This is a genomic window from Mycobacterium sp. IDUB_19, assembly GCF_055419445.1.
The window spans coordinates 26,359-49,303 of sequence record NZ_JBVAXR010000026.1 but is presented as its reverse complement, the minus strand read 5'-3'; the positions used below and the strand labels follow the sequence as shown (position 1 = coordinate 49,303).

General features: G+C 65.1%; 26 protein-coding genes. 16 read left to right on the top strand and 10 right to left on the bottom strand.

From position 1 onward, the window contains the following. Window positions 1–29 precede the first annotated feature (29 nt). The 6 genes from ACZY0B_RS19515 to ACZY0B_RS19490 all read left to right on the top strand — a co-directional run bounded on the left by ACZY0B_RS19515 (window position 30) and on the right by ACZY0B_RS19490 (window position 5,710). A complete protein-coding gene (locus tag ACZY0B_RS19515; protein ID WP_463765854.1) occupies window positions 30–1,685 on the top strand; it encodes a thiolase C-terminal domain-containing protein in 1,656 nt (551 codons plus the stop codon). Beyond that, complete coding sequence (locus ACZY0B_RS19510) at window positions 1,682–2,560, top strand: alpha/beta hydrolase (protein WP_463765853.1); 879 nt, start codon at window positions 1,682–1,684, stop codon at window positions 2,558–2,560. The genes ACZY0B_RS19515 and ACZY0B_RS19510 overlap by 4 nt, the downstream gene beginning before the upstream one ends. After that, window positions 2,560–3,375, top strand: coding sequence for an NAD(P)-dependent oxidoreductase (locus ACZY0B_RS19505; protein WP_463765852.1), 816 nt, complete (start codon window positions 2,560–2,562; stop codon window positions 3,373–3,375). The genes ACZY0B_RS19510 and ACZY0B_RS19505 overlap by 1 nt, the downstream gene beginning before the upstream one ends. Next, a complete protein-coding gene (locus ACZY0B_RS19500; RefSeq protein ID WP_463765851.1) occupies window positions 3,372–4,178 on the top strand; it encodes an NAD(P)-dependent oxidoreductase in 807 nt (268 codons plus the stop codon). Before ACZY0B_RS19505 ends, ACZY0B_RS19500 begins: the two co-directional genes overlap by 4 nt. Before the next feature lie 115 nt (window positions 4,179–4,293). Beyond that, a complete protein-coding gene (locus ACZY0B_RS19495; protein ID WP_463765850.1) occupies window positions 4,294–5,499 on the top strand; it encodes a cytochrome P450 in 1,206 nt (401 codons plus the stop codon). A gap of 10 nt (window positions 5,500–5,509) precedes the next feature. After that, complete coding sequence (locus ACZY0B_RS19490) at window positions 5,510–5,710, top strand: ferredoxin (protein ID WP_463765849.1); 201 nt, start codon at window positions 5,510–5,512, stop codon at window positions 5,708–5,710. Window positions 5,711–5,713: 3 nt separating this feature from the next. Here ACZY0B_RS19490 and ACZY0B_RS19485 read toward each other — a convergent pair whose 3' ends face one another. The 9 genes from ACZY0B_RS19485 to ACZY0B_RS19445 all read right to left on the bottom strand — a co-directional run bounded on the left by ACZY0B_RS19485 (window position 5,714) and on the right by ACZY0B_RS19445 (window position 13,399). After that, a complete protein-coding gene (locus ACZY0B_RS19485) occupies window positions 5,714–6,007 on the bottom strand; it encodes a DUF1330 domain-containing protein (RefSeq protein ID WP_463765848.1) in 294 nt (97 codons plus the stop codon). Between the two features lie 19 nt (window positions 6,008–6,026). Beyond that, a complete protein-coding gene (locus tag ACZY0B_RS19480; RefSeq protein ID WP_463765847.1) occupies window positions 6,027–6,227 on the bottom strand; it encodes a ferredoxin in 201 nt (66 codons plus the stop codon). Next, the gene (locus ACZY0B_RS19475) at window positions 6,224–7,498 is read right to left on the bottom strand and encodes a cytochrome P450 (RefSeq protein ID WP_463765846.1); all 1,275 of its coding nucleotides are present in this window, start codon (window positions 7,496–7,498) and stop codon (window positions 6,224–6,226) included. The genes ACZY0B_RS19480 and ACZY0B_RS19475 overlap by 4 nt, the downstream gene beginning before the upstream one ends. A gap of 156 nt (window positions 7,499–7,654) precedes the next feature. After that, window positions 7,655–8,170, bottom strand: a complete 516-nt coding sequence (locus ACZY0B_RS19470; protein WP_463765845.1) for a hypothetical protein — start codon at window positions 8,168–8,170, stop codon at window positions 7,655–7,657. Next, window positions 8,167–8,784, bottom strand: a complete 618-nt coding sequence (locus ACZY0B_RS19465; RefSeq protein ID WP_463765844.1) for a TetR/AcrR family transcriptional regulator — start codon at window positions 8,782–8,784, stop codon at window positions 8,167–8,169. The genes ACZY0B_RS19470 and ACZY0B_RS19465 overlap by 4 nt, the downstream gene beginning before the upstream one ends. Before the next feature lie 115 nt (window positions 8,785–8,899). Beyond that, the gene (locus ACZY0B_RS19460; protein WP_463765843.1) at window positions 8,900–10,048 is read right to left on the bottom strand and encodes a thiolase family protein; all 1,149 of its coding nucleotides are present in this window, start codon (window positions 10,046–10,048) and stop codon (window positions 8,900–8,902) included. 4 nt (window positions 10,049–10,052) lie between these two features. Further along, complete coding sequence (locus ACZY0B_RS19455) at window positions 10,053–10,865, bottom strand: enoyl-CoA hydratase/isomerase family protein (protein WP_463765842.1); 813 nt, start codon at window positions 10,863–10,865, stop codon at window positions 10,053–10,055. Then, entirely contained in the window at window positions 10,862–12,028 is a 1,167-nt protein-coding gene (locus ACZY0B_RS19450; protein WP_463765889.1) for an acyl-CoA dehydrogenase family protein, read from the bottom strand. Before ACZY0B_RS19450 ends, ACZY0B_RS19455 begins: the two co-directional genes overlap by 4 nt. A 72-nt stretch (window positions 12,029–12,100) precedes the next feature. Further along, window positions 12,101–13,399: an amidohydrolase family protein gene (locus ACZY0B_RS19445; RefSeq protein WP_463765841.1), complete on the bottom strand. Its 1,299-nt coding sequence runs from the start codon at window positions 13,397–13,399 to the stop codon at window positions 12,101–12,103. Between the two features lie 383 nt (window positions 13,400–13,782). On the opposite strand from ACZY0B_RS19445, the gene ACZY0B_RS19440 reads away from it, so the two are divergent. The 8 genes from ACZY0B_RS19440 to ACZY0B_RS19405 all read left to right on the top strand — a co-directional run bounded on the left by ACZY0B_RS19440 (window position 13,783) and on the right by ACZY0B_RS19405 (window position 19,864). Next, window positions 13,783–14,316, top strand: coding sequence for a carboxymuconolactone decarboxylase family protein (locus ACZY0B_RS19440; RefSeq protein ID WP_463765840.1), 534 nt, complete (start codon window positions 13,783–13,785; stop codon window positions 14,314–14,316). A 14-nt stretch (window positions 14,317–14,330) separates the two neighbouring features. Then, on the top strand, window positions 14,331–15,608 hold the full coding sequence (locus ACZY0B_RS19435; protein WP_463765839.1) for an aromatic ring-hydroxylating oxygenase subunit alpha: 1,278 nt from the start codon (window positions 14,331–14,333) through the stop codon (window positions 15,606–15,608). Continuing rightward, window positions 15,592–15,915, top strand: coding sequence for a hypothetical protein (locus ACZY0B_RS19430; RefSeq protein ID WP_463765838.1), 324 nt, complete (start codon window positions 15,592–15,594; stop codon window positions 15,913–15,915). The genes ACZY0B_RS19435 and ACZY0B_RS19430 overlap by 17 nt, the downstream gene beginning before the upstream one ends. A gap of 3 nt (window positions 15,916–15,918) precedes the next feature. Continuing rightward, window positions 15,919–17,139, top strand: coding sequence for a metal-dependent hydrolase family protein (locus ACZY0B_RS19425; RefSeq protein WP_463765837.1), 1,221 nt, complete (start codon window positions 15,919–15,921; stop codon window positions 17,137–17,139). Then, the gene (locus ACZY0B_RS19420; RefSeq protein ID WP_463765836.1) at window positions 17,117–17,566 is read left to right on the top strand and encodes a nuclear transport factor 2 family protein; all 450 of its coding nucleotides are present in this window, start codon (window positions 17,117–17,119) and stop codon (window positions 17,564–17,566) included. The genes ACZY0B_RS19425 and ACZY0B_RS19420 overlap by 23 nt, the downstream gene beginning before the upstream one ends. Then, the gene (locus ACZY0B_RS19415; RefSeq protein ID WP_463765835.1) at window positions 17,563–18,669 is read left to right on the top strand and encodes an acyl-CoA dehydrogenase family protein; all 1,107 of its coding nucleotides are present in this window, start codon (window positions 17,563–17,565) and stop codon (window positions 18,667–18,669) included. Before ACZY0B_RS19420 ends, ACZY0B_RS19415 begins: the two co-directional genes overlap by 4 nt. 73 nt (window positions 18,670–18,742) lie before the next feature. Further along, window positions 18,743–19,504, top strand: a complete 762-nt coding sequence (locus ACZY0B_RS19410; protein ID WP_463765888.1) for an acyl-CoA dehydrogenase family protein — start codon at window positions 18,743–18,745, stop codon at window positions 19,502–19,504. A 45-nt stretch (window positions 19,505–19,549) separates the two neighbouring features. Beyond that, window positions 19,550–19,864, top strand: coding sequence for a DUF4190 domain-containing protein (locus ACZY0B_RS19405; RefSeq protein ID WP_463765834.1), 315 nt, complete (start codon window positions 19,550–19,552; stop codon window positions 19,862–19,864). Here the strand turns inward: ACZY0B_RS19405 and ACZY0B_RS19400 are convergent. Beyond that, window positions 19,861–21,036 carry an acyl-CoA dehydrogenase family protein gene (locus tag ACZY0B_RS19400; RefSeq protein ID WP_463765833.1) on the bottom strand — a complete coding sequence of 392 codons (1,176 nt, stop codon included), beginning with the start codon at window positions 21,034–21,036 and terminating at the stop codon, window positions 19,861–19,863. The genes ACZY0B_RS19405 and ACZY0B_RS19400 overlap by 4 nt on opposite strands. Before the next feature lie 240 nt (window positions 21,037–21,276). On the opposite strand from ACZY0B_RS19400, the gene ACZY0B_RS19395 reads away from it, so the two are divergent. Both ACZY0B_RS19395 and ACZY0B_RS19390 read left to right on the top strand, forming a co-directional pair. After that, window positions 21,277–21,927 carry a TetR/AcrR family transcriptional regulator gene (locus ACZY0B_RS19395; RefSeq protein WP_463765832.1) on the top strand — a complete coding sequence of 217 codons (651 nt, stop codon included), beginning with the start codon at window positions 21,277–21,279 and terminating at the stop codon, window positions 21,925–21,927. Window positions 21,928–22,090: 163 nt separating this feature from the next. Further along, a complete protein-coding gene (locus tag ACZY0B_RS19390; protein WP_463765831.1) occupies window positions 22,091–22,942 on the top strand; it encodes a mycofactocin-coupled SDR family oxidoreductase in 852 nt (283 codons plus the stop codon). The last annotated feature ends 3 nt before the right edge of the window (window positions 22,943–22,945 follow it).

Below are 22,945 nucleotides of genomic sequence, written 5' to 3'. Positions count from 1 at the left end.
GAGTTGGCCGTGCGACTCCCGGAGGTGACGTGTCAGCAGCGCCGGGCCGCCCATTGCCCCTGGTCACGCAGGAGAACGAATTCTTCTGGACCTCAGGTGCCGACGGAAAGCTACGGCTGCAGGAATGTAAGGCCTGCGAATCCCTGATCCATCCGCCGGCACCGGTATGCCGCTATTGCCGCTCACTGGATATTGGGGTGCGCGCGGTCTCCGGCAAGGCGACGCTCGCCGGATTCACCATCAACGAGCGGTTCAGTCTGCCCGGGCTGGTGGCGCCCTACGTGATCGCGCAGGTGGCGATCGCCGAAGACCCCCGCGTGCGGTTGACCACCAACATCGTGGACTGCGACCCCGCTCAGCTCGAACTTGGTCAGCAGGTCGAGGTCGTCTTCGAACAGGTCGAGGACGTGTGGTTTCCGCTGTTCCACCCGGTACCGAACGCCGAGCCCGCCGCACTGCCGGCCGACGAGATAGCGCCGGAGCGTTTCGGCGAACACGTGCGACCAATGCTGACCCCGGAGAAATTCGAAGACAAGGTGGCGCTGACCGGGATCGGCATGTCACCGATCGGGCGGCGGCTGATGGCACTGCCGCTGTCCCTGACGGTGCAGGCGTGTGAGGCCGCCATCGCCGACGCCGGCCTGACGTACGCCGACATCGACGGACTGTCCACCTACCCCGGCGCGATCAATGTCGGCGGATTCGGGGAGGGCGGCGTGACCGCTCTTGAGGCCGCGCTGGGTATTCGGCCGACATGGCACAACGGCGCCATGGAGACGTTCGGCCCGGGCGGTTCGGTGATCGCCGCGATGCTTGCGGTCGCCTGCGGCCTGGCGCGCCACGTGCTCTGCTTCCGGACGCTGTGGGAAGCCACCCACGGCGAGCTGATGAAGCAGGGCAAGATCGCCCCGTCGATGGGCCGGATGTCGGGCTGGCAGATGCCATTTGGAGCCACCTCGGCGGCACACACCTTGGCGATGAACGCGCAGCGCCACTTTCACCGTTACGGCACCACGAAAGAGACACTCGGCTGGATCGCGTTGAACCAGCGTGCCAACGCCGAACTCAACCCGACGGCCATCTACCGGACCCCGATGACGATGGACGACTACCTGAACGCGCGGCCCATCACCACGCCGTTCGGGCTGTACGACTGCGACGTGCCCTGCGACGGCGCGATCGCCGTCATCGTCTCCGCCGTCGACGCCGCCCGCGACCTGGCCAAGCCGCCGGTACTGGTGGAAGCGGTGGGCACGCAGATCATCGAACGCATCGACTGGGACCAGAGCACTCTGACCCACGAACCGCAGGTGCTGGGCCAGGCGGCACACGTCTGGACGCGCACCTCGCTACGACCCGGGGACGTCGACGTGGCCGAGCTGTACGACGGCTTCACGATGAACTGCCTGTCCTGGATCGAGGCCCTGGGCTTCTGCGGAATCGGTGAGGCCAAAGAGTTTCTGGATGGCGGCAAGAACATCGCCCGTGACGGCCAGCTGCCGCTCAACACCCACGGTGGCCAGCTCTCCCACGGCCGCACCCACGGTATGGGCCTGCTGCACGAGGCCATCACCCAGCTGCGCGGCGAGGCCGGCGACCGGCAGGTCGTCGACGCCCGGGTCGGCGTGGTCAGCAGCGGCGGCCTCACGCCCAGCGGCGTGCTGCTGCTGCGGGTCGGCACATGAGCACCGCGCCGCGTCCCCGGCTGGTAATCGTCGACGGGGTGCCGATGTCGGCGGTGGTCGCCGAAGCACCCGACCCGAAGGCCGTGATCGTGGCCATTCACGGCGGCGGCACCACCGCGGTCTATTTCGACTGCCCGGGCCACCCGTCGTATTCGCTGTTACGGACCGGCGCGGCAGCGGGATTCACCGTGGTGGCTCTCGACCGGCCTGGCTATGGCAGTTCGGCGCCCTATCCCGAGGCGATGGTCGAGGGCGAACAGCGCGTCAGCCTGGCTTACGGAGCGGTCGATCGCATCATCGGCGAACGACCAAGCGGTGCAGGCATATTCGTGATGGGTCATTCGGGCGGATGCGAACTGACGATGCGGATGGCCGCCGACGAGCGCGGCGCCGATCTGCTCGGCATCGAATTGGCCGGCACCGGCCGGCACTATCACCCCGCGGCCCGCGAAATGCTGAAGACGGCAACGCGCGAACGCCGTCCATCCGGGCTGCGCGAGCTGTTGTGGCACCCGGAGCACTTGTATCCGCCCGAGATCCTCACCGGGGTCACGGTTTCCCCGACGGCTCCCGCCTACGAGGACCAGATGGTGTCGGACTGGGCACGTCAGACCTTCCCGACGCTGGCCCCAGCCGTGCGGGTACCGGTGCACTTCAGCATCGCTGAGCACGAAAAGGTCTGGCAGACCGATGATTCGGCGGTGGAGGAGATCACCGCGATGTTCTCCGCCGCGCCGCGTTTCACCCTGCACCGGCAACCCGAGGCGGGGCACAACATCAGCCTCGGCCACACCGCCGCGGACTACCACGCGGAGGTTCTTTCGTTTGTCGAGGAATGTGTGGCTACCTCGGCGGAGGAAGAGGAGGCCGGTTGATGCGGGTGGGATTCATCGGGCTGGGCAGTCAGGGCGGACCCATGGCCCGGCGGATCATCGAGGGCGGCTTCGACACCACGCTGTGGGCACGCCGGCCCGCGTCGGTTGAGCCATTCGCCGACACCTCGGCCCAGGTCGCTCAGTCACCCGCCGAACTCGCCGCGGCCAGCGACCTGGTCTGCCTCTGTGTGGTCGGCGAGGCCGACATTGAGGAAATCGCCAACGGTGAGCGCGGGCTGCTGGCGGGACTCAAGCCGGACAGCGTGATCGCGGTGCACAGCACCGTGCACCCCGACACCTGCAAGGCGCTGGCTGAAAATGCCGGTAGCAAAGGTGTTTCGGTCATCGACGCACCGGTCAGCGGCGGCGGTCCGGCGGCCGCCACGGGTCATCTGATGGTGATGGTCGGTGGTGAGGCCGAGATCGTCGAGCGCTGCCGCCCGGTCTTCGAAACCTATGGCGATCCGGTCGTCCACCTCGGCGACCTGGGCACCGGGCAGACCACCAAGCTGCTCAACAACTTGCTGTTCACCGCGAACCTCGGCACCGCGGCCACCACCCTTTCGCTGGCGCAGTCCCTCGGCGTTTCCCCGGACCGGCTCACCGAAGTAATCTCCCGCGGCAGCGGAAACAGCTTTGCCCTCAACGTTATTGGAGACGAAGGCAATCTGGACCGGCTGGCCGGTTTGGCCGGCACGCTGCTGCAGAAGGACGTCCGGCTGATCGTCGACCTCGCCGAGGCGGCCGCCGCCCCCGCGGGGGCGGTATTGGACGCGGCCGACGCCGCCCTGACCCTGATGGCTCACCCCCGATGAGAGTCGGATTCATCGGCGCCGGGCGGATGGGCCGCCCCATGGTGGCGCGTCTTGTCACGGCCGGCCATGACGTCCTGGTGTTGGGCCGCAACGCCGAAAGCCGGCGCGACCTCGAGCAGCTCGGCGCGGCCGTCACGAACGACACGGCCGCCGCCGTCGCACATGCCGACGTCGTGCTGCTCTGCGTATTCAACGACGAACAACTGCGACAGGTCTGCCTGGACAGCACTCTGTTGGCCACCATCCCGTCCGGCTCGGCCCTGGTGGTGCACACCACCGCGAGCCCGTCGACGATCGACGCCATCGCCGCCCGCGGCGCCCATCTCGCCGTCATCGACGCGCCGGTCAGCGGCGGCCCGCACGACATCGCGGCGGGCAAGCTCACGCTCTTCGTGGGCGGTGCCGACGACGCAGTGGCACGCGTGTGGCCGGTGTTGGGCTGCTATGGCGACCCGATTCTGCATGTCGGCCCACGCGGCGCGGGTCAGAAAGTGAAGCTGGTTAACAACGCATTGTTCGCCGGCCACATCGGGCTGCTCGCCGAAGCGATCCGCCTGGGCGAGCAAATGGGCCTGCCCGAGGCGACGGTGCTGGGTGCGCTTGCGCGCGGCAGCGCTACCAGCCGGGTCCTGGACATTGTGGCCGCGAGCGGTTCCGTTGCGTCGTTTATCGAGGTGGCCGGCGAATTCATAGACAAAGACGTTGCCGTCGTGCGCAATATCGCCGAAGAACTCGGCAGCGATCTCGGCGCGCTGGACAATGTCATCAATGCCGTCAACATTTTTGGAAAAAGTTTGCGATGACGGCCTTAGAGTTCTTTTCGGTTCGCCTCGAACCCGCTACCGTTAGCGTTACAGTCAGGCATTCGATCGTAACGGTTCCAGCCCGCCCCAACCCTCGCCGCTGAGGAGCATGTCAGTGACAAAACCGAAAGTCGTCTTCGACCCGTACTCGGACGAGTTCTACAACAACCCGTTCGACATTTATGCACGGATGCGCGAGGACGCTCCGCTCTATTACGACGAGAAAGAAGACTTCTACGCACTGACCCGTCATGAGGATGTGGCGGCCGCGTTCAAGGACTTCGAAACCTACTCCTCGGCGCGGGGCTGCGACCTGGCGATGGTCCGCAGGGGCATATCCCCCGAGCAGAAGTCGATCATCTTCATGGATCCGCCGGACCACCGCCACATGCGCAGCCTGCTCAACAAGGCGTTCACCCCACGGGCGATCACCTCGCAGGTGGAGACCATCCACGAGGTGATCGACAAGTACCTCGGTGCTTGCGATCCCGACAACTTCGACGTCGTGCAGGACTTCTCCGGCCCATTCCCGGTGGAGGTCATCACCCGGATGGCCGGCGTGCCCGAGGAATACCGCCAGCAAGTGCGGCACTGGATCGACACCAGCCTGCACCACGAACCGGGCCAGATCGAGATCAGCGAAGCCGGCATGCAGGCCAACATCGACACCGCGATGTACTACTTCGGCCTCATCCAAGAGCGGCGCGGCGACCTACAGGACGACATGATCAGCAGGCTGATCACGGCCGAGATCCCCTGCGAGGACGGTACGACCCGCAAGCTCGACGACATCGAAATCACCGGATTCGCGACGCTTTTGGGCGGTGCCGGTGCCGAAACCGTCACCAAGCTGCTCGGCAATGCCGCGGTGATCTTCGCCCGTCATCCCGACCAGTGGCAGAAGCTGCAGGACGACCGCAGCAAGATCCCGGGCGCGGTCGAAGAGCTACTGCGCTTCGAAGGGCCGGTCCAGTACAACGTCCGCTACACGCTGAAGGAGGCGCACGTAGGCGGTGGCGTGATCCCACCGTTCAAACCGGTCTTCCTTTGTGGCGCAGCGGCCAACCGCGACAGCGACGCCTTCACCAACGCCGACACGTTCGACATCGAGCGCGACCAGACCGAGGCACAGCATCTCGGTCTCGGGTACGGGATCCACAGCTGCCTCGGCGCAGCGTTGGCCCGCCTGGAAAGCCGGATCGCACTCGAGAAGCTCCTCGACTTCATGCCGCGCTACGAGGTGGACTGGGACGGTTGCAGGCGAGTGACCATGCAAAACGTCGCGGGCTGGAAGCACGTGCCTGTCAAGGTGGTTCGGTGAGGGGGTCGCGATGACCAAGAAGATCGAAGTCGATTGGGGACTCTGCGAGAGCAACGGTGTCTGCATGGGCATCAATGCCGATATCTTCGAACTCGGCGACGACGACATGCTGACCGTCCACCAGGAAGAGGTCACCCCGGAGATCGAGAACGACGTGCGCGAGGCTGTCCGTCAATGCCCCCGGCAGGCAATCTCCATCGTGGGAGAGTAGCGATCAGAACCCGGAGAGGATGACCGCGTTGCAGTCGGCGGCCGCCTGGCGTAGTTTCGCCGCCTTTTGGTAGCCCTCGGATTCGTACCACGCGCGCGCGGCATCAACCGATTCGAATTCCAGCACCACGGTCTGATCGCCGTGCCAGGTGCCCTCGATGGTCGTGGGCTTGGTGTCTACCGCAAGAATCGTGGCGCCGCTCATCGCCGAACCGGCGGCCTTGCCGTAAGCCTTCATGCCCTCTGGGTCCTTGATGGCCTCGGTGAGGATGACGTACCCTTTTGGCCCGTTAGCCACTCGAATCTCCTTACTTGTGTCAGTTTTCGTCTCTGATCTCGCTGATGGCCTGCTCGGGACAGCATTCGATGGCCTCCTGCGTGGCCGCCTCCAATTCCGTTGGGACGTCGGAGGTTATCGACTCCGCATAGCCGTCGTCGGTGAGGCTGAACACGTCCGGGCAAAGGGTAAGGCACATCCCGTGACCGCGACAGCGTTGGTCGTCTACCCAGACCTTCATGCCAGCGTGAACTCCAAGTGCAATTCGGTCAGGCCACGCAGAATGTACGTCGGAACATATTGATAGCGGCGGTTATTCGCCGGCCCATGCATATCCTCGTTGATCCTGATGTCGGTCGTGCGGTCCAGCAGCCGCTCGATCGCCACCCGGGTTTCGGCCCGCGCCAGTGGCGCACCGGGGCAGCTGTGGATGCCGCGCCCGAACGAGATGTGCTGGCGGGCGTTCTTGCGAGCCGGGTCGAACGTGGCGGGTTCCTCGAATCGGCGCGGATCGCGGTTAGCCGCGGCCTGCACGATCATCACCGTGGTGCCGGCGGGCAGGTCGACGCCGCCGACATTGACGGGCACCCGGTTCATCCGGAAGTCGCCCTTGACCGGGCTCTCGTGGCGCAGCGACTCTTCGATGAAGTTCGGGATCAGGCTGCGGTCCTTGCGCAACTGCGCCTGAATGTCGGGACGCTCACCCAGGGTCTGCAACGCGGCACCGAGCAGCCGCACGGTGGTCTCCTGGCCCGCGGAGAAGACATTGGCGGCAACGCGGGCGACGTCTTCGACCTCCGGTGTCGAGCCGTCCGGGTAGGTGGCGGTCGCGAGACCGGTCAGCACGTCGTCGCGGGGCTCGCGGCGGCGGTCGGAGACGTAGTCGGAGAACAGGCCGTAGAGGAATTCCAGCGGACTGTGCGAGAGCGACTCCTTGCCGGTGCCCCCGATGCCGCCACCCGCGTGCTCGGCGATGCCCTTCACGAACTTGTCGCGATCCTCCATCGGCACGCCCAGCAAGTCGGCGATGACCAGCAGCGTGAAGGGACTCGAGAAGCCCTTGATCCAGTCACCCTTGCCCGGCGGCAGGAACTCGTCGAGCACCTCGTCGGCCAGCGCCCACATGGCGTCCTCGTTCTCCTTGAGGCGCTTGGGGGTGATCAACCGCATCAGCAGCGAGCGGTGGTTGGTGTGGGTCGGCGGGTCAAGCGTGGGCAGCTGGTCGCTGAACGGCAGCTCGTCGCGATGCTCTTCGATCAAGTCGGTGATGTCGTCACCCTCGAGCGGCACCGGAAAGCCGGGGAAGGGGCCCGTCACCGAGATGCACGACGACCACGTCGCGGCGTCGTTGAGCACGGCGCAGGCCTCGTCCCAACCGGTCACCATCGTGACGCCGTGGTGGTCTTCCCGGGTCACCGGGCACTGCTCCCGCAGCGCCTCGTAGTACGGGTACGGGTCCGCGATGAGCTCTTTGCCGCGGAAGAAGTCCAACGTGGAGAAGTCGTTCGCCATCTTGCTCCGTTCGAATCTCAGCAGTGAGAATGAGCCTCTCAGAGATGAGTATTAGATTTCCACACGGCGTGATCGTCGTCAACGACGGGGTGCCGCGGTCGGGTATGCGACATGCCGAAAAGGTCCCGCGTTCGGGCCGGCCGGCGGAGGTGTGATTCAGCCGGCCGGGACCAGATCGGCGGCCACCGACGGGCATGCCAGCAGCCCGCTCCGGAAGTTTTCGGCCTGACCGATCGAGTACTCCGGTATGGCAGCGGCGGCCAGCGCCTTGCCCTTGAACATCTGCGCGGCCATGCTCAGCCGGTGCTGGACCAGGCCGACGCTGCCGTCAAGCTCGGCGGGCCAGGTGTCCCCCCACAGCGTGACCTCGGTGACCCCGTGATCGAGGGCTTGCAAGACACCTTGCCGCACCCGCGAATCGCAGCCCACCAGATCCGCCGCGGCCGCCAGGGCCTGTGGACGGGGACGATCCTCGACTGACGCGAGGGCGTGTTCGAGGTCAAGAGTGCGGGCTCCGATGATCTGCAGTGGCCGAATATCGGGGTGGTCGGCCAGATCGGTGAGCAGGACGGTGACGTCCCATCCGGCCATAGACCGGTCGAACAGCCATCCCCCGGCGAACCGCACCACGTCGACCACGCTCGAGGCGACGACGTCGAGCCGATACCTCATGTCGTGCTCAGGGGCTTGTGGGGCGGCGCGAAGTCCCGCGCCAGCGTCTCGGCGTACTGCTTGAACACCTCGGTCAGCGGTATCGAAGGATCGAGTAACCATGTGGTTTCCATTCCGTGGACGAAGGCGAGTATTTCCACTGCCTTGATGGTGGGGTCTATGTCGGCGCGATACCGGCCATCGGCCTGGCCATTGCGGATGAGCTGGGCGACGATGTCGACAGCTTGCCGGTGCCGGCCGAGCATGCGGTCGTGCAGCGGAGCGTCCGGAAGGATGTTCTCGACCAGCAGCACCGTGAACGTGCCGACCAATTCGGGCGCCCGGCTAAATCGGTCGGCGACCGCGGAGATCTGGGCCATCAGGTCGCCGGCCCGGTCGGCGTGGGAATCGTCGTCCTGATCGCGGGCGTCCAGGACCGCGTGCAGCAACTGCTCCTTGGACTCGAAGTGATGCAGCAGCCCCGCGGGGGTTACGCCGGCCTCGCCGGCGATCTGGGCCAGTGTGGTGTTGCGCCAGCCGTTGCGCGTGAGGAGCCGTTGCGCAACCGTGAGAATCCGCTGCTTGCGGTCCTCACCTTTGGCGAGAAGCGTGTCATAACGCCGTGCGTCGGGCACCGAACTCCTTTGACCGATTGGCAGGGCCGAACCAACCTAGTGAATACACAGTAGGTAGGTTTGCCTGCTGTGACAAGGGTCTCAGCCGGACTCTTAAAAAGTTCTTTGGTCGGTGCTACGCGACCAATTCGACCAGGGTGGCGTTGGCTGTGCCCCCGCCTTCGCACATGGTCTGCAGGCCGTAGCGAATGCCGTTATCGCGCATGTGGTGGGCCAATCGCGTCATCAGCACCGCACCGGAGGCGCCCAGCGGGTGCCCCAACGCGATGGCGCCGCCCAGCGGATTGACCAGGCCCGGGTCCGCGCCTGTCTCGGCAATCCACGCCATGGGGACCGGCGCAAAGGCCTCGTTCACCTCGAAGGCGCCCACTTCGGCGAGCGAGACGCCCGCCTTGTTCAGCACCTTTTCGGTCGCCGGAATGGGGCCCGTGAGCATGAGCACCGGATCCGCCCCGGTGACGGCCCCGGCCCGGTACCGCACGATCGGGGTCAGCCCCAGCTCGACCGCCAATTCCGAGGTCGTCACCAGCAGCGCGGCCGCACCGTCGGAGATCTGCGAAGAATTGCCCGCGTGGATGACGCCGTCTTCGGCGAACGCGGGCTTGAGTGCGCCCAGCTTCTCCACGGTGCTCCCCCGCCGCACGCCCTCGTCCGCCGCGACGATGGCTTGGTCATCGGTGATGACGGGGATCATCTGATCGGTGAAGGCGCCACTGTCCTGGGCCGCGGCGGCCCGTTCGTGGGATTGGACGGAGAATTCGTCGAGCTGGCTGCGGGAGAAGCCCCACTTCTTGGCGATCATCTCCGCCGACAGGCCCTGGTTGAAGGAAAAGTCGTCGTAGCGGGCGAGCACCTTCGGCCCGTAGGGCATGCCGGTCGCCCTGGCGGAACCCAGCGGAACGCGGCTCATCACCTCGACCCCGCCGGCCACCACGACGTCTTGCTGGCCCGACATCACCGCCTGCACCGCGAAGTCGAGGGCCTGCTGGCTGGAACCGCAGGCCCGGTTGACCGTGGTGCCGGGGATGCTCTCGGGCCAGCCGGCAGCCAGCACCGCGTAGCGCCCGATGTTGCTGGACTGATCGCCGACCTGCGACACGCATCCCCAGATCACGTCGTCGACGATCTCGGGCCCCACACCGGCACGCGCCAGCACCTCGTTGAGCACGATCGCGGACAGGTCCGCGGCGTGCATGCCCGACAGCCCGCCATTGCGTTTCCCGACCGGCGTACGCACCGCCTCGACGATGACCGTTTCCCGCATATCCCTAGTCCGAATCCTCGTCAGATTTTGATAGCGCCCACCGGCCAGTAAACGACGGCTCCCGTCGCTCGCTGAAGGCGGCATAGGCGGCCGCCGCATCCGCTGTCGCAAAGTTACCGATCTGCGCTCGCGCCTCGTTGGCCAGCGCGTCGCGCAGGGTGCGGTCAGCGCCCTCGTTCAACAGCGCCTTGGTCTGGGCCAGCGCGACGGGCGGACCCGCCGCGAGCCGGTCGGCCAGGTCGGTGACGAAAGCGTCGATCTCGGCGGCCGATACCACCCAGGTGACCAGGTTCAGTGCGGACGCTTCCGCGGCGTCGATGGTCTCGGCCAGCAGCGCCAGCCGCTTAGCCTGTTGCAAGCCAACGAGTTTCGGCAACAGCCAGGAACCGCCAAGGTCGATTGACAGGCCGCGCTTGGAAAAGATCTGGGAGAACGTCGATTCCGGCGTCGCGACGACCAGGTCGCAGCCCAGCGCCAGGTTCCATCCGGCGCCGACCGCGACGCCCGTCACCTTGGCCACCGTCGGAATCGGAAGTTCGTGCAACGCCAGCGCCACATCGGTCAGCCGCTGCAGCTTGTATTTCGGATGAATGTCGTCCGGAATCCCAATGTCGGCGCCGGAGCAAAAGGCCCCGCCTGCACCGGTGATCACCAGCGCCCGCACATTGCGGTCGCGGCCGGCATCGTGCAGCGCGTCCCGCAACGCAATCCACAGCTCCGGGTTGATGGCGTTTTTGCGCCGCGGACGATTGAGGGTCAGCGTGCGTACCCCTCCGCAGTCGTCGGACAGCAGCACGGGGTCTTCGGGGGACGTCAATAGCTTCTCGGCAATTTCAGCACGTTGGATCCCAAAAAGTTCAGGATCATCTCCTGGCTGACCGGCGCGATCTTCATCAGCCGGGCCTCACGGAAGTAGCGCGTGATGTGGTACTCCTCCGCGTAGCCCATGCCGCCGTGAGTCTGCAAAGCCCGGTCCGCAGCAGTGAAGCCGGCATCGGCACATAGGTATTTGGCGGTATTCGCCTCGCGCCCACAGGGTTTGCCGTTGTCATAGAGCCAGGTCGCCTTGCGCAACATCAGCTCGGCGGCGTCGAGCCGGGCCAGCGAATCCGCGAGCGGGAACTGGATGCCCTGGTTCATGCCGATCGGCCGGCCGAAGACCTCGCGCTCGTTGCCGTACTTCACCGCTTTTTCGAGCGCCACCCGCCCGATGCCGAGCGCCTCGGCCGCGATCAGCATGCGTTCGGGGTTCAGGCCGTCGAGGATGTACTGAAATCCCTTGCCCTCCTCGCCAACTCGGTCCTCTACCGGTACTTCGAGGTTGTCGATGAACAACTCGTTGGAGCTGACGGCGTTGCGGCCCATTTTGCGGATCGGGCGGATATCGACGCGGCTGCGATCGAGGTCGGTGAGGAACAGCGTCATCCCGTCGGTTTTCTTGGCGACCTCGTCGTAGCTCTTGGTGCGGGTGAGCAGCAGGATCTTGTCGGACTCCATCGCTTTGGAGATCCATACCTTGCGGCCATTGACGATGTAGCGGTCTCCGTCGCGCTTGGCGAACGTCGTGATACGCGAAGTATCAAGCCCGGCACCGGGTTCGGTCACTCCGAAGCAGATGTGCACATCGCCATTGGCGACCGTTGGCAAGGTGCGCGCCTTGAGTTCGTCGGAGCCGTGCACGACGACCGGCTGCATGCCGAAGATCGACAGATGAATCGCGCTGGCTGCGTTCATCGCGCCGCCGGACCTGGCGACCTCTTCGAGTAGCAGTGTGGCCTCGGTGATTCCGAGGCCATGGCCGCCGTATTCGGTCGGAATCGTCATGCCAAGCCAGCCGCCGTCGGCGATCGCCTTGTAGAACTCGGTCGGGAACTCGTGCGCGAGGTCCTTTTCCATCCAGTACTGGTCGTCGAATTTCCGTGCCAGCTCGGCGACCGACTTGCGGATCAGCTCCTGGTCGTCTGTCAGCTCGAAATTCATTCCACCGCCGGGCACTGCTGGATCTCCTTAAGTCAGTTCATGCACCGGCGCGCGAACTCGTCCGGTAGGGGGTCAATCCTTGTTGCCTGAAAGGGCTTTCGCGTTCGCGGCAAAGTCTTGGAACGACGACCCCGCCCGGGTGTCCTTTTGGTGGCCCGCCGCCTTGATGGACACGTCGTGTCCCTCGGCCGCCTTGCGCAGTGCGCCGACGGTGGCCTGCTCGCGCGGGATGTGGGTGAACGGGTCGAACGAGTACCACCGCATCGCGTTCTCGTAGGTCATCTTGTTGATCTCGTCGTCCGGAACGCTGTTCAGCGACAACACATCCCACAACTCCTCTGGGGCGCCCGGCCACATCGAGTCGCTGTGCGGGTAGTCGGCCTCCCAGCAGATGTTGTCGATGCCGATCATGTTGCGCAGCGCCACACCGACCTTGTCGCTGATGAAGCAGGTCAGGAAGTGGTCGCGGAAGACCTCGCTGGGCAGCTTGCCCTTGAAGTCCTGGTGCGTCCAGGTCGAGTGCATCTCGTAGGTGCGGTCGGCACGCTCCAGGAAATAGGGGATCCACCCGGTTCCGCCCTCGGAGAGCGCGACCTTGAGGTCCGGGTATTCCTTGATCGGCTTCGACCACAGCAGGTCCGCGGCGGCCTGCACGATGTTCATCGGCTGCAGCGTGATCATCACGTCCATCGGCGCATCCGGTGCCGTGATGGCCAGCCGGCCCGAGGATCCGATGTGCACGTTCATCACGGTGTCGGTGTCGCACAACGCTTTCCACAGCGGGTTCCAGTACTCATTATGGAAGCTGGGGTAGCCCATCGCGGCCGGGTTCTCGGTGAAGGTCAGCGCGTGCACACCCTTCTTGGAAACGCGGCGCACCTCGGCGGCACAGGCCTCGGCATCCCAGATCACCGGGATCGCCATCGGGATGAACCGCGCCGGGTAGGCGCCGCACCATTCATCGATGTGCCAGTCGTTATAGGCCTGCACCAACGCGACCGAGAAGTCGTGGTCGTCGGTGGCGAACAGCCGCCCGGCAAAGCCCGGGAACGACGGGAAGCAAATCGAGGCCAGAATGCCTCCGGCATTCATGTCCTTGACGCGTTCGTCGACGTTGTAGCAACCGGGCCGGATCTCATCGAGTCCCGTCGGCTCGATTCCGTACTCTTCCTTGGGCCGGCCGGCGACGGCGTTCAGCGCCACATTCGGGATGACCGTGTCGCGGAACTTCCACATGTCCGAGCCGTCGTCGTTGTGCACCAGCCGAGGCGCGTCGTCCTGGTACTTCTTCGGCAGGTTGTTCTTGAACATGTCGGGTGGCTCGACAGTGTGGTCGTCGACGCTGATCAGCATCATGTCTTCTTTGTTCATGAGCTTCCCTCTCCATCGGTCGTCTCGCCCCGCTACCTTTGAAAACTATCTTCTCGCCATTTGAGAATCAACATCCACAGGTCCGTCCGGACAAATGCGGACACTGTTCCGGTATACCCCATGTTGGCGCGGATGGCCCTCTCACGTGCGACTACGCAATCCCGGAAATGCCAGCACCGGGCTGGCGGCCAAAGATAAAACCAAAGATTTGTTACTGCGCGATCGGACGGAGCGGCCCGCGCTGCCGACAAACCCCTCGGAGCGGCACACCAGTCGGTCGGCATGAGTCCCTGCCTCGCCGGCATTGACCAGCCGAGCGAATCGTGCCAGTCTGTTAGTTACAAATGAGAATCTGATTCTCTTTCACCGAGAGGGCCCTGTCGATGCGCTTGTCGCCGCTCCCCGCTGACCAGTGGGACGAGGCTACCCAGCGGGCACTCTCGGCAATGAGTGGCGCGGACACCAACAATGCGCTTTCCACGCTGGCTCACCACCCGGCGCTGGCCAAGGCGTTTCTTCGGTTCAACGTTCACCTGTTGATGTCGTCCACGCTGCCGCCGCGCATCCGCGAACTGGCCATCCTGCGGGTCGCCCACCGTCGCGAATGTGCCTACGAGTGGTCTCACCACGTCAGCATGGCCAAGGACGAGGGAATCACCGACGACCAGATCGCCGCGGTGCGGCGTGGCGAGGCCGACGACGCGTTCGATTGCGCGGTGATCGCCGGGGTCGACGAACTCGACGAGCAATCGCAGATGTCCGACCAGACCTGGGCAGCACTCGGCGAGCGCCTGAACGACCAGCAACGGATGGATTTTGTCTTCACGGTCGGCTGCTACACCCTGCTGGCCATGGCCTTCAACACTTTTGGCATCCAGCTCGAACACGCCGCCTCAGCCGCTAACAACGTCGAATAAGAGGAGCAAGAAAGTTGCCGCACTTCCCGAAGCCAGCCGCCGGCAGCTGGACAGAAAACTACCCCGACCTGGGCACCGCGCCGGTCGACTACACCGACTCAATCGACCCCGCATTCTTCGAGGCCGAACGCGACGCGGTCTTCAAGAAGACCTGGCTCAACGTCGGCCGGGTCGAGCGACTCCCCCGCACGGGCAGCTATTTCACGAGAGAACTGCCGTCAGCCGGCAAGGGCACGTCGGTGATCATCACCAAGACCAAGGACGGAACCGTCAAGGCCTACCACAACGTCTGCCGGCACCGCGGAAACAAGTTGGTGTGGAACGACTTTCCCAACGAGGAGACGTCCGGCACCTGCCGGCAGTTCACTTGCAAGTACCACGCCTGGCGCTACAGCCTCGACGGTGACCTGACCTTCGTTCAACAGGAAGACGAGTTCTTCAATCTCGACAAGGACAACTTCGGCCTGGCAGCCGTCCGTTGCGAGGTGTGGGAAGGCTTCATCTTCATCAACTTCGACAGCAATGCGGCGCCGCTCGCCGACTACCTCGGGCCGCTGGCCAAGAGCATCGAGGGCTACCCCTTCGGCGAGATGACCGAGACCTACTCCTACCGGGCCGAGGTCGGCAGCAACTGGAAACTGTTCATCGACGCGTTCGTCGAGTTCTACCACGCGCCGATCCTGCACCAGGGGCAGTACACCAAGGAAGAAGCCGCCAAGATCCAGAAGTTCGGCTACGAGGCGCTGCACTACGAGTTGGCCGGCCCGCACAACCTGCAGTCCACCTGGGGCGGTCAGGCACCGCCCCCGGACATGTCCATGGTCAAGCCGTTGGACCAGGTGCTGCGCAGCGGGTTGTTCGGTCCGTGGGACAAGCCGGAGATCATCGAAAAGCTCGAGCTGCCACCGGGTGTCAACGTGAAACGGGTGCCGCAGTGGGGTATCGACTCCTGGCTCTTCTACCCGAACTTCATGCTGCTGATCTGGGAGCCGGGCTGGTACTTGACCTACCACTACTGGCCTACCGCGGTCGACAAACACATCTTCGAGTCGTCGCTGTATTTCGTGCCGCCGCGCAATGCGCGCGAACGCCTGGCCCAGGAGCTGGCCGCGGTGACGTTCAAGGAGTACGCGCTGCAGGACGCCAACACCCTGGAAGCCACCCAGACGATGATCGGCACCCGGGCCGTCAAGGAGTTCCTGCTGTGCGACCAGGAAATCTTGATCCGTCACCTGCACAAGACAACCGCTGATTTCGTGAAGGAGCACCAGCGCAATGTCGCTACCGTCTGAATTCTCGGCCCTGGAGCCCTATTTGGAGTGGGATCTGGCCACCGAGCCCGAGCGCTACGCCAAGCGGCTGGCCTCGACGATGGCCGAGATGCAGAAGTTTTACGATGTCGCGTTCCCGATGCTGCCCGACGTGATTGCGTACTGTGACAAGTACCCGCTCGACGACCTGCCGGAGGACGCGAAGACTCTGATGCACATCATGCAGTCCTTGGTGATGGTGTCTTTCCCCATCGAGGCATGGAAGCAGCCGCGCGTCCCCGATAGCGGCGCGGCGTGGGTCGAAGTGCTTCGGGAACCGGTGATCTAAGCGGTGCTCACGCTCAAGGCCGCCGGGCTGCTCGACGTCGACGCCGGTGAGATCCTTCGGCCCGGCATCCTGAAGATCGAGGGCGACCGCATCGTCGGTGTCGGTGGCGACCCCGAAGGCGAGCTCATCGACCTCGGCGACGCGATCCTGCTGCCCGGTTTGATGGACATGGAGGTCAACCTCCTGATGGGCGGGCGCGGCGAGACGCCCGGGTTGTCCCAGGTGCAGGACGACCCCCCGACGCGGGTGCTGCGCGCGGTCGGCAATGCCCGACGTACATTGCGCGCCGGTTTCACCACCGTGCGCAACCTCGGCCTGTTCGTCAAAACTGGCGGCTACCTGCTCGATGTCGCCCTTGGCAAGGCCATCGACGCGGGGTGGATCGACGGGCCCCGCATTATCCCGGCCGGCCACGCGATCACGCCCACCGGCGGGCACCTGGACCCGACGATGTTCGCCGCATTCATGCCGGGCGCGCTGGAGCTGACGGTCGAGGAAGGCATTGCCAATGGCGTCGACGAGATCCGCAAGGCCGTGCGATACCAGATCAAGCACGGCGCGCAGCTGATCAAGGTGTGCGTCTCCGGCGGCGTGATGTCGTTGACCGGTGAGGCTGGCGCACAACACTATTCGGACGAGGAACTGCGCGCGATCGTCGACGAGGCGCACCGGCGCGGGCTACGCGTCGCTGCCCACACGCACGGAGCGGAAGCGGTCAAGCATGCGGTCGCGTGCGGTATCGACTGCATCGAACACGGCTTCCTCATGGATGACGAGGCCATCCAGATGCTGGTCGACAACGATCGGTTCCTGGTGACCACCCGCAGGCTCGCCGAGGCGATGGACGTGTCCCGCGCTCCGAAGGAGTTGCAGGACAAGGCCGCCGAGATGTTCCCCAAGGCGAAGACCTCGATCAAGGCCGCCTACGAAGCCGGCGTGAAGATCGCGGTCGGCACTGATGCGCCGGCGATACCGCACGGCCGCAACGCCGATGAGCTTGTCACCCTGGTCGAATGGGGCCTGCCGCCGTTGGCGGTGCTGCGGGCGGCCACAACCACCGCGGCCGAGCTGATCAACTCCACCGACCGGGGTCGGCTGGCGCCGGGCCAACTCGCCGATATCATCGCGGTACCCGGAAATCCGTTGGAAGACATCACCGTTACCCGCAACGTCAGCTTTGTCATGAAAGGCGGCAAGGTCTATGTCGACACCCGATCAGTCTAAGAGCGGCCCAACCAGAACTGACGACCTGGTCGAGATCCAGCAGCTACTCGCCCGCTACGCCGTCACCATCACCCAAGAGGACATCGAGGGGCTCATCGGGGTGTTCACACCCGACGGGACCTACAGCGCCTTCGGCTCCACCTACGGCCTGGACAAGTTCCCGGAGTTGGTCGCCGCCGCGCCAAAAGGCTTGTTCCTCACCGGAACAGCCTTGGTCGAGAACATTGACGGCGATTCGGCGAGCGGCACCCAGCCGTTGTGCTTCATCGACGGGTCCACGCATGACATGCGGATCGGCTACTACCGCGACACCTACTCGCGGACCGCGGACGGATGGCGACTGCATACCCGCGCCATGACGTTCATTCGCCGTAGCGGTGTGCACGACTCCGGGCGCCCGCACGCCATCGGCCGCCCCACGCCGTGAATGTCGAGGAGTTCCGGACCGGTCTGCGCGCGTGGCTCGACGAACACGACCTGACCCCCGGGCCCGACCACTCGCTGCAGGGCCATATGCAGCAATTCCTCCGGGTCAGCCGGGCGCTGTACGACGCAGATTGGATGCGTTACGGATGGCCGAAAGAGGTCGGCGGATTGGGCGGGCCCGCGGTGCTCCGTGCGATCGTCGGCGAAGAGGTGGTGGGCCGTCGGCTGGCCGAGCCCGGCCCGTATTCCATGCTCGAGGTGCTCACACCCACGATGATCGATTACGCCCCGGCGGAACTCGCCGCGGAAATGGTGCCGCGGCTGCTGCGTGGTGAGGAGCAATGGTGCCAAGGCTTTTCCGAGCCGGGTTCGGGCAGCGACCTGGCGTCGCTGACCACTCGCGCCACGCAGCAGGGCGATAGCTGGATAGTCAACGGGCAGAAGGTCTGGACCAGCTTCGCCCAGTTCTCCACCCGTTGCATCCTGCTCACCCGCACCGGACCCGGCCACGACGGAATTACCGCGTTCTTCGTCGACCTTGACACCCCCGGCATCACCGTCCGCCCGCTGCGCACGATGCACGGCGTCGACGAGTTCTGCGAGGTGTACTACGACGATGTGGTGATCCCGTCGAGCCGGATGCTTGGCAAGCCGGGCGACGGCTGGCGGCTCGCGATGGACCTGCTCCCCTTCGAACGCTCCACCTGCTTTTGGCAGCGGATCGCCTATCTCTACTCCCGATTCGATGCGCTCATCGCCGAGGTTTCCGGCGGCAGCAGACACGGCAGCCACGACGAATACGAGCTGGGCGCAGCGTATCTCGCGCTGCACACGCTGCGTTGCCGCTCCCGCGCCACCCAATACCGGCTACGCGACGGAGCACGCCTGGGCCCCGACACCTCGATCGACAAGGTGCTATTGGCTTCGGCCGAGCAGCGGCTTTACGACACCGTCCGCGATCTGCTGCCCGGCGACCTCGAACTCGACGAGACGCCGTGGCGCTCGGAGTACCTGTACTCACGCGCGTCAACCATTTACGGCGGCACCGCAGAGATTCAGCGCAACATCATCGCCCGCCGGCTGCTCGACCTCGGGAAGGAGTAGAGCCGTGGACCTTCCGAAAAACACTGCGGACTCCGAGGAACTGCAGCTGCTTGCCGAGTCGATACGTACCGCGATGACTACAGCATCCGGCGCCAAGCTCGACGCGGCGTTGACCGACCTCGGCTGGCGCGACATGCTGGCCGAAATCCCTGATTTCGCAATCCCTCTGGTGTTTCGGTTGCTGGGTGAAACCGGTGCGCATGCGCCGGTGCTGAACGACGTGGTGCTGCGCGCGGCCGGAAAAGCACCGGGCGCAGTCACCCCGCTTCCGTTCGCGGGTGGCTCCTGGGTGGTGTGGAAGCGCGACGACGTTCCGAGTTCGGCGATCGACGATGAATTACCGATACACCCTGTCGCAGAGGGTGATTCAGCTGCGCAAGCCGGGCTCGCCGCGGGGCGGCGGGCACTGGGCTGGTGGCTGGTCGGCGCCAGCCGCGCGATGCTCGCGCTGGCGCGTCAGCATGCCCTGGATCGTGTCCAGTTCGGCCGTCACATCAGCTCGTTTCAGGCGGTCCGGCACCGGCTGGCCGAGACGCTGGTCGCGATCGAGGGCGCCGAGGCGACCCTGCAGGCCGCCGGCACGGCATCCGACGATCCGGACGACCTGGCCAGCTTGCTGGCCAAGGCGGCGGCCGGCCAGGCGGCGCTGACCGCGGCGCGTCACTGCCAACAGGTGCTCGGTGGTATCGGGTTCACCGCCGAACATCAGCTGCATCGCCACGTCAAACGCTCGCTGATTCTGGACAGCCTGCTCGGCAGCGCACGCGAACTGACCGGACAGGCCGGAGCGGCGTTGCGGGCCAACGGATCTGCGCCACGGCTGGTCGAGCTGTAGCAGCTGGGTTCGCGCGCGGAAGCGTACTGCCTAGAATTGGCGTGTATGCGCTACCCCGTGGAGCCCCGAAATCAGGCCGGCGTCACCTCGGTGATCCTGGGCGGGTTGGCGCTCGCCACCTGCTGGCTGCTGATCGGGGTGCCGTTGGGTATCGCGGCGCTGTTGGCCGGTGACATCGCCCGGCGGCGAGCCAGCCGCGGTGAGGCGACGAATCCCCGGGCCGCGATAGCCGGGATGGTGTTGGGGACGGTGGCGATCGTGGCGGGGCTCATCGCGATCGGCTACTACTCCTGGACGGACTCCCAGGATCCGGGCCGTTTGCAGCGGTGCCTGGACAACCCCGCCACGAACAACTGCTAACCGCGGGGCAGCCCAAGGACTCGTCCGGCGATGATGTTGCGCTGGACTTCGGAAGTGCCGCCGGCAATGGTCGCGGCGAAGGTGCGCGTGTACCGGTCGAACCAGCTGCCGTAGTGGCTGTCCAGGTTGAGCGGGGCGAACGGGGCGGTGACCCCACGAAGCACGAGTCCATCGCCCCCCTTGCCGTTGAGCGCGTCCTCACAAGCGCGTTGCATCGCCTCCGAACCGAGCAGCTTGAGCACCGACTGAGCGGGCACATCCTCTTCGCCCCGCGCGGCTTTGGCCAAGGTCGCCGAGCCCAGCAGCCGCATCGCGAGCCAATCCATCACCAAAGTGGCGTAGCGATCGCGCTGCACCGCTCCCGCGGGGCTGGACTCGACCGTCAACGCGTGCAGCATGTCGGCGTAATCCAGCCACAACATGGCACGCTCGTGACCGAGCGAACCGGTCGCGACGCGCCACCCCGCGTTGAGCTCCCCGACCAAGTTCTCGGCCGGCACCCGCGCATCGGTGAAAAAGACCTCGTTGAAGTCGACGTCTTCGATGTCGCCCACCGACGCGAACGGACGGCGGACCACACCGGGAGTATCAGTCGGAATCAGTAAAGCGCTGATGCCCTTGTGTTTTGGCGCGTCCGGATCGGTGCGCACGAACGTCAACAGAACATCGGCGTGATGGGCACCCGAGGTCCACACCTTCTGTCCGTTGACGACGAAGTGGTCCCCGTCGAGTACCGCGCGCGTCTTCAGCGATGCAAGATCGGAGCCCGCGCCGGGCTCGCTCATGCCCAGCGACGCGGTCATCTCCGCGCGCAGAATCGGCACCGCCCAGCGCTGCTTTTGCTCGGGGGTGCCGAACGACAGCAACGAAGCCGCGATGATGCCCACGCCTTGCGGATTGAAACTCTGATAGATCCGCCGTCGGGACAACTCTTCGAGGTACACGTATTGCTGCAGCAGCGTGGCGTTGCGCCCACCGAACTCCGGCGGGTTGCCGGGCAGCAGCCATCCGTGGTCGAACAGCAGCCGTTGCCACCGGCGGGCCCACTCCGGAATGTCCGAACTCGACTGCGGCCGCTCGCCTGTCACCGCCGGGTCGAGCGGATTCGCGTCGAGGAAAGCCGCGAATTCCGCGCGGAACTCCTCGACCTCGGTGTCGAAGGTCAGCTGCACAGCACTCCCATGAGATTCGCCAGCGCGTAGAACGTCGGCAGATCCGGGTTTCCGCCGACGGTGCGGTCCACTCTTGCAATTCCGCTTCTATACACACGTCTAGGAGAATAGTATTCTCGTGGCAAGAAAGTTACAATCTCCGACACATGTTCCGTGAGGGGGTCGAGCGCAGCGATGTCACGGCGTTCTCCGGTAGAGTCCAACCATGTTCTCCCCTCGCGGCAATCATCCGAGCCTTCCGTGAGCAACCCAAGCGAAGAGCCGGCCTGGAAGCAACGCGCCGTCGAGCGATCCATCAAAACTGCGAAATTGCGTGCGGCGCAGCGCGTTCAGCGCTTCCTCGACGCGGCGCAGGCCATCATCATAGAAAAGGGCAGCACGGACTTCACCGTCCAGGAGGTCGTGGACCGCTCCCGCCAGTCGCTGCGAAGCTTCTACCTGCAGTTTGACGGTAAGCACGAACTGCTGCTCGCGTTGTTCGAAGACGCACTGAGCCGGTCGGCCGACCAGATCCGGGCTGCCACCGAAGGCCAGTCCGACCCGCTCGAGCGGCTGAAGGTCGCCATCGAGCTGTTGTACGAGGCCTCGCGACCGGACCCCGCAGCCAAGCGCCCGCTGTTCACCGACTTTGCACCACGGTTGCTGGTTACACACCCGGCCGAGGTCAAGATCGCCCATGCGCCGCTGGTGGCGTTGCTGACCGAGCTCATGGAAGCGGCCTGCGACGCAGGCAAGTTGCGCGACGGACTCAATCCCAAGCGGATAGCCGCCATGACGATGCAGACGGTCATGTTCATCGCGCAGTCCAGCGGGGGCTCCGACGACGCGACCATCCACCCGATCACCGCCGACGAGGTGTGGGACTTCTGCTCATCCGGATTCGTCGGCTAGCACTCACCAGCGCGGAGCCCTTCTCGCCCACCCGACCTGAGCAAATAGCGCACGCGATTTGCCTCGCGAGAATCGGATTCTCTAATATCTAGAATTACAGCTAGCCGAAACGGATTCGTCGTTGACACCCGTTGGTGGGTGCAAATCAGGAATTGAGGTAGCGATGACTGGACGTGTTGAAGGCAAAGTTGCTTTCGTCACCGGGGCGGCGCGTGGTCAGGGCCGCAGCCACGCGGTTCGGTTGGCGCAAGAAGGTGCCGACATCATCGCCGTCGATATCTGTAAGCCCATCCGCGAGGGCCTCGTTGAGGGGTCGGCGATCCCGGCCTCGACGCCCGAGGACCTGGCCGAGACGGCCGACCTCGTGAAGGGGCATAACCGCCGAATCTTCACGGCCGAAGTCGATGTGCGCAACTTCGATGCGCTGAAGACCGCGGTGGACACCGGCGTGGAGCAACTCGGCCGGCTGGACATCATCGTGGCGAACGCGGGGATCGGCAATGGTGGTGAAACGCTCGACAAGACCAGCGAAGAAGACTGGACGGAGATGATCGACGTCAACCTGTCCGGGGTGTGGAAATCCGTGAAAGCCGGTGTCCCGCATATCCTTGCGGGCGGCCGCGGCGGGTCGATCATCCTGACCAGCTCGGTCGGCGGACTGAAGGCCTACCCGCACACCGGTCACTACGTCGCCGCCAAGCACGGTGTGGTCGGACTGATGCGCGCCTTCGGAGTTGAGTTGGGGCAGCACATGATTCGCGTCAACTCCGTGCACCCCACCCACGTCAGCACTCCAATGATCATGAACGAAGGTACGTGGAGGATGTTCCGCCCGGACCTGGAAAACCCGGGCCCCGACGACATGGCCCCGATCTGCCAGATGTTCCACACGCTGCCGATTCCGTGGGTGGACCCGATCGACGTCAGCAATGCGGTGCTGTTTTTCGCCTCCGACGAGGCCCGCTATGTCACCGGCGTGACGCTGCCGATCGATGCGGGCAGCTGCCTCAAGTAGCCC